Raw genomic sequence first — 12,271 nt, 5'->3', positions numbered from 1 at the left:
AAACAAATAGTAATAACTATCACTATTAATAAATAGAATAATCATTCTCCTGAAGCGTATTGGTGTGCTAAAGTCGATACAAGATTAATCGTTATAGAGAAAACAACTCATAAATCGATTGTCTACTGATCATTGGCAAGCTGACACAGGTAAGTGATAATTTGCCGTTTTAAACATTTAGAGGTATTCATGACCACACAACCACTCAATAACCCAAGTACCACTGACGATACGGCCACAGCACAGCAAGAAGGCTTTAGTTGGCGCATCTTTGGTCCAGGTATTTTAATGGCGACCGCTGCAATCGGTGGATCGCATCTGATTTCGTCAACACAGGCTGGTGCCATATATGGCTGGCAGCTTGCAATCATGATTGTTTTGGCCAACGTTTTTAAGTATCCGTTTTTTCGCTTTGCAACGGATTATGTCTACGATACTGGTGAGAGCTTGATTGCAGGCTACGCCAAACGCTCAAAGCTATATCTATGGGTGTATTTTATTCTCTCTATCCTATCAGCGGTCATTAGCACTGGTGCGGTCTCACTGATTGCGGCAGTAATTTTGGGCTTTATGCTACCCGCCTCCCTTGGACTATCGACGATGGCGTTGTCTCTCATCATCGTTGCGGTCTCTTGGTTCTTTTTGATAGCCGGTCACTATAAGCTACTCGATGGCGTCACCAAGTGGATTATGATTGCGCTTACGACAGCGACTATCGCAGCGGTTATCATTGCTGCTGGCAAGCCCACCGTGATGGCAGTAGATTTTGTTGCCGCCTCTCCTTGGAATTTGGCGACATTAGGCTTTATTGTAGCGCTGATGGGCTGGATGCCAGCACCGCTTGAATTTGCAGCGATCACTTCTATGTGGACTTCTGCCAAGGTGAAAGCAGATCACACGACCCACAGCCAAGGCTTGTTAGATTTTAATGTGGGTTATGCGGTTTCAGCGGTTTTGGCGTTGTTTTTCTTATCATTAGGTGTATTTGTCCAGTATGGCTCAGGGCAAGAGATTGAATTGGTTGGCGGTGCGTATATCAACCAGCTGATTAATATGTATACCGCAACTATTGGTGAATGGTCGAGACTACTGGTGGCCTTTGTCGCCTTTATGTGTATGTTCGGCACGACTATTACCTGTGCTGATGGTTATGGACGCGCCAACGCTGAGTGCTGGCGTTTGCTCAAAGGTGAGAGTGAAATCAACAAAAAGCAGATCGCTTTTTGGACGACTTATGCTATCGGTGGCGGGCTCGTGATTATTACCTTCTTCACAGGGCAATTAGGCGCCATGCTTAAGTTTGCCATGATATCGGCATTTGTCTCTGCGCCTATCTTTGGTTGGTTGAATTACTCACTGGTCAAAAAACATAAGAAACTATCAGCAGGTATGAATGCACTATCTATCGCAGGTTTGGTATTCTTAGCAGGTTTTGCATTGTTGTTCTTAGCAAACCTAGCAGGTCTATTCTCTTAAACTAAGATTTATAGTCTGGCTCAAACAAAAGCCCTAATAGCTAAACTATTAGGGCTTTTTTGATGGTTAACTCTCAAAAAAGGAGAAAATATAGGTCTAGTAATTGTAACTAAATGTAAAATATGCACTATTATTTAATACGGTTATTTGAGCAATATGAATACTTATTCTAGTGGAACATCAACATACACATAATGCTATTCATATTATGAATACTGTTAAATATTTTAATATGCTTTTTTAGTTTAGATAATTAATAATTCTATCAGCAAGCTTTTTAGAGGTCAATAATTGGGTATAATCAGTCACAACAACGATAATACTTTCTCTATCTGCAAGGATACTAGCATGACAACTTCTTCAGCAGGCGCGCGCTTTCGCAGTGCTCTCACTCAAAAAAATGACAATAATCAACCATTACAAATCGCAGGTGCTATCAACGCTTATACAGCGATGATGGCTACCCAAGTCGGTCATCAAGCGTTGTATCTCTCTGGTGCTGGCGTGGCCAATGCTTCATTTGGTCTACCTGATCTTGGTATGACCAGTCTCGATAATGTATTAGAAGATGCTCGCCGTATCACTGACGCAGTCGATACACCGCTGCTGGTAGATATCGATACAGGCTTTGGTGGCGCGTTTAACATCGCTCAAACCATTAGAAAAATGGAAAAAGCAGGCGTCGCTGCTGTACATATCGAAGACCAAGTCGCTCAAAAGCGCTGTGGCCATCGCCCTAACAAAGAAATCGTCAGCATCTCAGAGATGGTAGATCGTCTAAAAGCCGCATTAGATGCCAAAACTGACCCTGATTTTGTAGTGATGGCTCGTACTGACGCCTTATCGGTAGAAGGGTTGGATGCTGCGGTTGAACGTGCTGTTGCGTTCCAAGAAGCGGGTGCAGATATGATTTTTGCAGAAGCGCTAACCGATATCGAGATGTATCATAAGTTTACTGATGTATTGGACATTCCTGTACTGGCCAACATGACAGAGTTTGGTCAGACAGATCTATACACCACCGATCAGCTCTATAGTGTGGGCGTCGAGATGGTGCTGTATCCGCTATCAGCCTTCCGCGCCATGAACAAAGCGGCACTGAACGTCTATCAGCATCTACTCAATGATGGCACACAAGACAAAGTCGTCGATACCATGCAGACTCGCATGGAGCTCTATGATTTCTTAAACTATCATGAGTTTGAGCAGACATTAGACAAGCTATTTGCTAGTAACAAGTAACTAGCAATTGGTTGTTATTAACGCTGCGAAGATAAACTACCTCTGGGTGTTTTATCTTCTTAAAATTCGTATTCATTTACCTTTAGGTTATTTATGTCATTGCTTACTTCTCATACTGCTTTTAGAGCGTCACTACTAAGTAGTACGCTGGCGGCACTACTACTCATAACTGGCTGTGATAACACGCCAGAAACCGTCGATAACGTTGACACAACTACCAGTGAAGCAACCGATACAGTTGCGACCCAAGCTGTGCCATCAGATGCTGTCTCTCAAGACGACTTGGTCATGACGACAATTACGTTAGATACCGTTAACAGTCTACTGTTTGCGCCAATTATCAATAGTGGTGCTCTCAGTGAAGAGCAAGTCAGCTGCCTTGAATCGCGTGATAAGGACTTGGGTAAAGCCGAAGTCGATAGCTTCTATAGAGGTCAGTTCACCGATGCAGAGTTAAAAGAGCTAGATAACTTTTATACGTCGGATGTAGGTAAAAAGCTGCTTGCTTTTGGCAATGAGCAATTGCGCGTCATGAATGGCGAAGAAGTCGCAACCCCAATGGCTGACCCCACCCCAGAAGAAATGACTGAAATCCAGACATTTATGGAGTCGCCACTGGGTGTCAAGTATATGGAAATCAATAATGCAGAAGGCGAAGGCAGCGCGATGGAGGTCTTGAACGGCCCTATTGAAGCTGAGTTTAAGCGTTGTAATGTCGACTTAGACGGTCCACAGCCTGAACAGCCTACATAACGCTCAACTGGCGCTATAGTCAGTCATTAACCAATAAGTTTCTCATCAGAAACATCGTTAGAAATACTGTTTTCACCCAAAAAAGCTACCCACAAAAGGAATGTAAACATGGCAGCACAAAAAGAACTTTCAGGCGCAGGTCTACGCGGACAAGTCGCTGGTAAAACCTCTCTATCTACCGTCGGTAAATCAGGCTCTGGTCTGACCTATCGCGGCTATGACGTATCAGAGCTAGCCGACAAGTGTATTTTTGAAGAAGTGGCGTACCTGCTGCTATACGGTAACTTGCCTACGCAAAGCGAGCTTGATGCCTATCAAGCCAAGCTAAAAAAACTACGCGGGCTACCACAAGCATTAAAAGATGTGCTTGAGCGCATTCCAAGCGACGCGCATCCAATGGATGTGCTACGTACTGGTTGCTCGATGCTCGGTAACCTTGAAACTGAGACTGACTTTGCTCAGCAAAATGATCAAACTGACCGTATGCTGGCAGCGTTCCCGTCGATTATCAACTATTGGTATCGTTTTAGCCATGATAATGTGCGTATCGAGACTGATACAGATGATGCCACTATTGGCGGTCATTTCTTGCATTTGCTCAAAGGCGAAAAACCAAATGAGCTACATGAAAAAGTCATGAACGTCTCGCTTATCTTATATGCAGAGCATGAGTTCAATGCGTCGACTTTTACTGCTCGTGTCTGTGCTTCAACTCTATCTGATATCCACTCTTGCATTACTGGTGCCATCGGCTCATTACGTGGTCCATTGCATGGCGGCGCGAATGAAGCGGCTATGGATATGATTGAAGGTTTTAGCTCACCTGATGAAGCTGAAGAAGAGATGATGGGCATGCTGGCTCGTAAAGATAAAATCATGGGCTTTGGTCATGCGATCTATAGCGAGTCAGATCCACGTAACGTCGTGATTAAAGGTTGGGCTGAGAAGCTGGCCGCTGATGTTGGTGACGAAGTGCTATACCCAGTATCGGTTCGCTGTGAAGAAGTGATGTGGCGCGAGAAAAAACTGTTTTGTAATGCTGACTTTTTCCATGCTTCTGCCTATCACTTTATGGGCATCCCAACCAAGCTATTCACCCCTATCTTTGTCTGTTCGCGTCTGACTGGTTGGGCCGCTCACGTGTTTGAGCAACGTGCTAACAACCGTATCATTCGCCCAAGTGCAGAATATACGGGTGAAGAGTTACGTCCAGTGCCAGATATGAGTGCGCGTTAAGTGAAAGATAAATACGTTTTCATAAGTTGAGATAACCAGCTTATGAAAACACTATATTTTTATAGCTGAGTTTCAAATGAAAAATTTTAAAATTAGTATTGATAAATGTAGAGTTATCTTCCTTGATCTTGAGTTTTATGTGCCTGAATCTGGTCGAGATAAAGAAGGTCTATGCTATAACCCATGGGATAAAAAATGCAAATTCTTAGGTGGTTCATTTTTTGTAGCAAATCCCACTAAAGATTTTTCAGCTGAAATATCAGTAGGTTCTAAAGCCATACAATGCCTTTGGCTATGGGACTATAATTCTGAAAAAGAACTATTAACTGTGATATATGAGCTACTTAAAGAAGTCTACGGTTTGGCAAAAAAAGGTAACAATGGAAGAGTTTCTCCAATTCTATGTGGTATAGGTATAACGTCATCTGATGTACCTGTGTTATTTGATTTGTTTAAACGCTACAAGATAATGTCGAACTACGATGCTTTTCAATTCCAGAGTAGTTTCCGAATCATTGATATATCGCAATTAGCTATTGCGACTTTCAATAACAGTTCAAGCTTTGCGTATCCCAAGACAAAGGGACACATACTTAATAAATACCTGCCTGGTAAAAAATTTGAAAGTGGTAAAGCAGTTTGGGATCTTTACGAATCTAAAAAATTTGATGAAATAGAGTTTAGAGTTAGAGATGAAATTGTCTGTACTCATTTAAGTTACATTAGTATTCTCAATGATTATAAGAAATTTAAAAATCTTGAGAAAAATGCCAAAAAAAATAGCAAGGAAATTACGCCATGACTGATAGCAAACAATCTCTAGTTCAACCCATGAACGATGAATTCAAGAAACCACTTCCCGATACTGACCTTTACTACTTTGACACCCGTGAAGCGGTCGAGCGTATCGAAGAAGGTGCTTATGACAAGCTACCATTCTGCTCAAAAGTATTGTGTGAAAATTTAGTACGCCGTTGCCCACCTGAGGATTTGACTGCAGCGCTAAAGCAACATATCGAAGGCAAGCAAGATTTAGACTTTCCTTGGTACCCTGCCCGCGTGGTCTGTCATGACATCTTAGGACAAACTGCTTTTGTTGATTTGGCAGGCTTGCGTGACGCCATCGCTGAGCAAGGTGGTGATCCGTCTAAAGTAAACCCTATTGTGCCAACTCAGCTTATTGTTGACCATTCTTTGGCCGTTGAGCATGCAGGCTTTGAAGAAGATGCGTTTGAGAAAAACCGTGCGATTGAAGAGCGCCGCAACGATGACCGTTTTCACTTTATTAACTGGTGTCAGTATGCTTTTGACAATGTAAACGTCGTACCGCCTGGTAACGGCATCATGCATCAGATCAACCTAGAGAAAATGTCACCTGTCGTACAGGTTGTGTGCAATAAAGCAGGTGAAGAAGTCGCGTTTGCCGATACGCTAGTTGGTACTGATAGTCACACGCCGATGGTCGACGCCCTAGGTGTGATCTCAATCGGTGTCGGCGGTCTAGAAGCTGAAAGCGTCATGCTAGGCAACCCATCATATATGCGTCTGCCTGATTACGTTGGTGTTAAATTAACGGGTAAATTACAAAAAGGCATTACCGGTACGGACTTGGTACTGGCGATGACTGAATTCTTACGTGATGCAGGTGTGGTCTCTACTTATATTGAGTTCTTTGGTGAAGGTGCCCGTCAGCTGACCGTTGGTGACCGTGCCTCAATCTCTAATATGACACCTGAATATGGTGCCACTGCCGCGATGTTCTATATCGATGAGCAAACCACTGACTATCTACGACTGACTGGTCGCAGTGAAGAACAAATAAAATTGGTTGAGCAGTATGCCAAGCAGACAGGTCTATGGGCTGACGGCATGGAAAAAGCCGAGTACGCACGTGTGCTTGAGTTTGATTTGTCGTCAGTAGGTCGTAATATGGCAGGCCCGTCGCGTCCACATGCCCGCGTATCAACTGATGATTTGGTTGCCAAAGGTATCGCCCATGCGCCCGATCAAAAACTACCAGAGCCAAAAGATGGTCTAATGCCAGATGGCGCAGTAATTATCGCTGCGATCACTAGCTGTACCAACACTTCAAACCCACGCAACATGGTTGCCGCAGGCTTAGTTGCCCGTAACGCCAATGCCAAAGGATTATTACGTAAACCTTGGGTGAAGTCATCCTTAGCACCCGGCTCAAAAACGGTCAAAATGTACCTAGAAGAAGCAGGTCTGATGCCAGAATTGCAAGAAATCGGCTTTGATGTGGTTGGCTTTGCTTGTACGACGTGTAACGGTATGAGCGGTGCGCTAGACCCTGATATCGAAAAAGAAATCATTGATAATGATTTATTTACCACGGCAGTGCTGTCGGGTAACCGTAACTTTGATGGTCGTATTCATCCATACGCTAAGCAAGCATTCTTAGCGTCACCGCCACTGGTCATTGCGTATGCTATCGCAGGTAACATTCGTTTTGATATTGAAAAAGACGCATTGGGTAAAGACACGGATGGCAATGACGTCTATCTAAAAGACATCTGGTTCGATGATGATGAAGTCGATGCCATCGTTGCGGCGGCTGTTAAGCCTGAGCAGTTCAATTCTGTATATATTCCTATGTTTGATGAAGCCAAAAAAGACACAGGTAAGGCGTTAAGCCCACTATATGACTGGCGCGAAATGACCACTTATATCCGCCGTCCGCCGTATTGGGAAGGCAAAATGGCTAAGAAAAACAAACTGACAGGCCTACGTCCACTTGCTGTCCTAGGTGATAATATTACAACCGATCATATGTCTCCATCAAATGCCATTCTTGGTACGTCCGCTGCTGGCGAGTACTTAGATACCATGGGCTTGCCTGCTGAGGACTATAACTCGTACGCGACCCATCGCGGCGACCATTTAACCGCACAACGTGCCACCTTTGCCAATCCTAAGCTATTAAACGAGATGGTACGTGATGAAAGTGGTGAGGTTGTCCAAGGTTCACTGGCACGCGTCGAACCAGAAGGCCAAGTCATGCGCATGTGGGAAGCCATTGAAACCTACATGAACCGTGAGCAGCCGCTTATCATCATCGCAGGTGATGGCTATGGTCAAGGCTCAAGCCGCGATTGGGCTGCCAAAGGCGTTCGTCTTGCTGGCGTAGAGGCCGTCGTTGCTGAAGATTTTGAGCGTATTCATCGCCAAAACTTGGTGGGTATGGGCGCGCTACCGCTACAGTTCGAAGAAGGTACGACTCGCCATACGCTAAATATCGATGGTACAGAAACATTTGATGTTACGGGCGAAGTGTCTGCTGGCGGGCTGATGACTCTAGTGATTCATCGTGCCGATGGTAGTACCACTGAGACACCTATTATCTGCCGCTTAGATACGGCTGATGAAGTAAAAATGTACAATGCTGGTGGTATGCTACAACGTTTTGCTAAAGAGTTTATCGAAGGTACGCTAGATATTGTCTAGCATTATCCTGTAGGTTTTAGCATGATGAATAGCAAGATATAAAAGTCGCCGATGTTGTATAACTTGTTTATATGACATCGGCTTTTATTTGCTTTCACGTTCTATACATTGGCTTCCTCATTTGTATCTAAATATTAGGTAGTAGCTAAATATTGAGTTTGCTTAATTAATGGCGTAATATGTACTATATATTGTACAAGTTATAAAGTACATCATGAGAGGAGTGAGCCATGAGAGTCGTTAGTTTTTCAGAAGCCAGAAAGCATCTAAAGTCCGTCTTAGATACGGTAAACGATGATGCCAACGCTACTATCGTAACCCGCCGTGACGCTGATGATGCGGTTGTGATGTCGCTTGATTATTACAATAGCCTGATGGAAACCGTCTATCTACTCAATTCTCCTGCTAATGCGGCGCACTTAGCGGAATCTATTGCCCAATATAAAGCTGGCAAGACTGTCACGCGTGAGCTAATTGATACAGCAGAAAGCAGCGATGACAATGGGCATACGGATAGCGATATTGAAAATACTTGAACTCAAAGACTTTAATCAACCCAAAGGGTCTAATAATGAGTGAGCAACTAGCTTGGACAGATGCTGCGTGGAAGGACTATCTGTACTGGCAAACCCAAGACAAAAAAACACTCAAACGTATTAACAAAATCATCACCGAATGTAAGCGTAATCCGTTTGAAGGTATTGGCAAACCTGAACCTCTAAAAGAGAACCTATCCGGATTTTGGTCAAGACGCATCGATAATGCCAATCGGTTGGTATACGCCGTCGATGACAACTATCTGACGATTATCTCTTGTCGCTATCATTATTGACAAGCGCCCTTAGTCGTTCATACTTACTTGCTAATGACACCGCACCCAATCTTATAACAATATAAAAAGGACTTAATACAGTGGCTCAAACTAATTCTAAAATCAATTCTAAATCTAAGCCTTCTTTTGCTCCGCAACTATCAGTTCCGGCTACCTATATGCGCGGCGGCACCTCAAAAGGGACGTTTTTTAAATTGTCTGATTTACCTGAACGCTGCCAAGTTGCTGGTGAGTCACGTGATCAATTCCTGCTACGTGTTATCGGTAGCCCCGACCCTTATGGTAAGCAAATCGATGGCTTGGGCAATGGTAGCTCTAGCACCTCCAAAACGGTTATTTTATCGGCCTCCTCTAGCTCAGATCATGATGTGAATTATCTGTTCGGACAAGTCAATATCGCAAAGCCAATGATTGACTGGGCGGGAAACTGTGGCAACTTAACTGCAGCCGTTGGTGCCTGTGCCATTGATATGGGTTTGGTGGACGCTGGCAAGATTGCTAACAGCATCGATGACAACGCAGATAGCGGTATTTGCGAAGTCCATATCTGGCAAGAAAATATTAGCAAAACCATCATTGCCCATGTCCCAGTTTATAAAGATGCAAATGATAAGGTACAGGTTCAAGAGACGGGCGATTTTGAATTAGACGGTGTCACCTTCCCAGCGGCTGAAGTAAAAATTGAGTTTATCGACCCTGTAGATGCCACCAGCGACATGTTCCCTACTGGCAACTTGGTCGATGATTTCGATGTGACGGGCTGTGGTCTAAATTCTGACAGCGTCAAAGCCACCTTTATCAGCGCTGGTATCCCAACCATTTTTATGAAAGCGGAAGACTTGGGCTTTACCGGTACGGAGTTGCAAGGCGACATCAATAGCGATAGCGAGCTACTTGCCACCCTTGAGAAAATCCGCGCTACAGGTGGTGTAGCGATGGGATTATTCAAAGACGTGAGCGAGGCACAGATCAGTCAACACATTCCTAAAATTGCTTGGGTGGGTGCAGCACAGAGCTATACGGCCTCTAGTGGTAAATCGGTCGATGCAGACGAGATTGATTTAGTCGTACGCGCCATGAGTATGGGTCAATTGCATCACGCCATGATGGGTACAGCAGCCGTCGCTATTGCCGCTGCTGCAACCACACAAGGCACACTCGTCAATCAAGCGACAGGTGCTGGCGAGCTGACAGAGGTACGTTTTGGTCATCCATCAGGGACATTGCTCGTCGGCGGAAAAACAGAACAAGTCGACGGTCGCTGGCAAGCCAAAAAAGTGTCGATGAGTCGCTCAGCAAGGCGTATTATGATTGGTGAAGTTTTTGTACCAGCGGATGCATTTTAAGCGTAGCCATGGCTTATTTTAATTTACGATAGAGTTTTATGCCAACATCTCCCCAGCCACGCCGTGTGCAATTAGATAAAAAACCTCCCGTCGAGAAAAAAGAACGACGGGCGCTGCTGTGGGATATTCTAAAAAAACTGGCGGTATTTGCTAAACCTTATCGCTTGCTTATTATCGCTACCTTGGCGCTGACCGCATTAGGCTCCTTTACCGCGCAGGTCAACGCGTTTGTGCTGCGTTATACCGTCGATACCTTGACCGAGATTGCCACGCTTGCTGAGCCATGGCAGGCGGGTCTGCGTATGCTAGGTATTATTAGCGCGGTGTTATTGACTAAAGAGATACTGTCGATATTTATCTCTTTTGGTCAGCGTTTTTTTGGTGAAAAAATTCGCATCAATCTGTCGCGCGATTTATCACAGCGCATCATTGAGCGCATCCTGACCTATCGCATGGCTTTTTATACCAGCAGTGAGAATGACAGTGGCAAACTGCAAACCCGTATCGATTACGGTGTCAACAGTCTTACCAGCCTGGTGCAAAACTTCTTTATCGATATGCTACCGCTATTTGCCAATGCGATTGTGGCACTTATCATCATGTTTTCGACCAATTTTTGGGTTGGCATGGTCGGCCTTGTCATCATACCTATTTACTTTTTTATCAGCCAAAAGCAAGCACGCCGTCTGCAAGGCTTTCGTCGGCAGATGCGCGGGTTTCGCGAAGCCAAAAGTGGTTTGGTAATCTCCTTGATCAATTCGATCAGCGTCGTCAAATCTTTCGTTCGTGAGTCTATCGAAGCTGAGAAGCACTTAGCCATTCAAAAAGAAATGACGGATAATCAGCTGCGTATTCGCAGTATTGGTTTTGTTTATGACGCTATCAAAACCTTTATCGAGCAGATTGGCGTCGTGGTTATTATCTTACTCACCGCGTATTTTGTGCTACAAGGTGAGATGACTATTGGTATGATTTTGTTTCATGTCATGCTATTTCAGAATGTCGCCGCCCCTATCCGTCAATTACACCGTATCTACGACCAGATCAATAATGCATTGACCTATGCCGAAGGTTTCTTTGATATTTTAGAAGACGATAAACAAGTCGAAAATATTGCTGGCATCAGTAGCGACAATCTAAAAGGCCATATCGAGCTTAAAAACGTTGATTTTACCTATCCGAATGGTACACAAGCGCTAAAAAACGTTAGTTTTACCATCAAGCCCAATCGTATCACTGCATTAGTGGGTCTCTCTGGTGCTGGCAAAAGCACCATTATTAATCTGTTAGTCAAGTTCTACGCGCCAGACGCTGGCACGATATGTTTAGATGGTCATGATTTGACTGACTGCGATACTCACGAGCTGCGTCAACGCATTGGGCTAGTACTACAGAGCAATCATATTTTTTCGGGTACGATCAGTGAAAACATCCGCTATGGCAATATGAATGCCAGCATTGATGACATTATTATTGCGGCAAAAAAAGCCTCTATCCACGAGCAGATTATAGGGTTAGCTGATGGCTATGAGAGTACCGCCAAATCCTTATCAGGTGGTCAACAGCAGCGTATCGCGCTGGCAAGGATGTTTCTAAAAGACCCACCTATTGTGTTTTTGGACGAGCCGACCGCCAGCCTAGACGCTATCGCCAGTCAGCAGGTCAAAAAAAGCTTAGATCTCATCAAAAAGGACCGTACCGTCATCATGGTCTCACATAACATTGCTCAAATCATCGATGCTGATGATCTGGTAGTCATAGAAAATGGTGAAGTGGTTGAGACAGGCACACATGAAGTACTGTATGCCCAGCGCGGTAAGTATTTTGAGATCTTTAGCGCTATGTCTGATAGCCTAAACTTAGATAAGATTAGCCAAACCCTCAATGGTTAGGCATGGTGAATGCCTGTTTAAATCGTTAT

Annotated in this window: 10 protein-coding genes; all 10 read left to right on the top strand. The window is 44.3% G+C overall.

The window, feature by feature from the left end:
• The first annotated feature begins 189 nt into the window (after window positions 1-189).
• The 10 genes from AC5JPY_RS01400 (at window position 190) to AC5JPY_RS01355 (ending at window position 12,242) form a co-directional block, all read left to right on the top strand.
• Window positions 190-1,476, top strand: a complete 1,287-nt coding sequence (locus tag AC5JPY_RS01400) for an NRAMP family divalent metal transporter (protein ID WP_443526477.1) — start codon at window positions 190-192, stop codon at window positions 1,474-1,476.
• 348 nt (window positions 1,477-1,824) lie between these two features.
• Entirely contained in the window at window positions 1,825-2,718 is an 894-nt protein-coding gene (gene prpB / locus AC5JPY_RS01395; RefSeq protein ID WP_319051673.1) for a methylisocitrate lyase, read from the top strand.
• A gap of 93 nt (window positions 2,719-2,811) precedes the next feature.
• Entirely contained in the window at window positions 2,812-3,471 is a 660-nt protein-coding gene (locus tag AC5JPY_RS01390) for a DUF2059 domain-containing protein (protein ID WP_493851858.1), read from the top strand.
• 108 nt (window positions 3,472-3,579) lie between these two features.
• Complete coding sequence (prpC, locus tag AC5JPY_RS01385; protein WP_493851857.1) at window positions 3,580-4,707, top strand: bifunctional 2-methylcitrate synthase/citrate synthase; 1,128 nt, start codon at window positions 3,580-3,582, stop codon at window positions 4,705-4,707.
• 76 nt (window positions 4,708-4,783) lie between these two features.
• Window positions 4,784-5,509, top strand: a complete 726-nt coding sequence (locus AC5JPY_RS01380) for a hypothetical protein (RefSeq protein ID WP_493851856.1) — start codon at window positions 4,784-4,786, stop codon at window positions 5,507-5,509.
• Window positions 5,510-5,538: 29 nt separating this feature from the next.
• Window positions 5,539-8,172: a Fe/S-dependent 2-methylisocitrate dehydratase AcnD gene (acnD, locus tag AC5JPY_RS01375; RefSeq protein WP_493852714.1), complete on the top strand. Its 2,634-nt coding sequence runs from the start codon at window positions 5,539-5,541 to the stop codon at window positions 8,170-8,172.
• Between the two features lie 230 nt (window positions 8,173-8,402).
• Window positions 8,403-8,708, top strand: a complete 306-nt coding sequence (locus AC5JPY_RS01370; RefSeq protein ID WP_493851855.1) for a type II toxin-antitoxin system Phd/YefM family antitoxin — start codon at window positions 8,403-8,405, stop codon at window positions 8,706-8,708.
• A gap of 35 nt (window positions 8,709-8,743) precedes the next feature.
• Window positions 8,744-9,004 carry a Txe/YoeB family addiction module toxin gene (locus tag AC5JPY_RS01365; protein ID WP_493851854.1) on the top strand — a complete coding sequence of 87 codons (261 nt, stop codon included), beginning with the start codon at window positions 8,744-8,746 and terminating at the stop codon, window positions 9,002-9,004.
• A gap of 80 nt (window positions 9,005-9,084) precedes the next feature.
• A complete protein-coding gene (gene prpF, locus AC5JPY_RS01360; RefSeq protein ID WP_493851853.1) occupies window positions 9,085-10,350 on the top strand; it encodes a 2-methylaconitate cis-trans isomerase PrpF in 1,266 nt (421 codons plus the stop codon).
• 38 nt (window positions 10,351-10,388) lie between these two features.
• Entirely contained in the window at window positions 10,389-12,242 is a 1,854-nt protein-coding gene (locus AC5JPY_RS01355) for an ABC transporter ATP-binding protein (RefSeq protein ID WP_493851852.1), read from the top strand.
• The last annotated feature ends 29 nt before the right edge of the window (window positions 12,243-12,271 follow it).

The sequence above is a fragment of the Psychrobacter sp. H27 genome (genome assembly GCF_059072655.1).
This window is presented reverse-complemented; position numbering and strand designations above follow the sequence as displayed.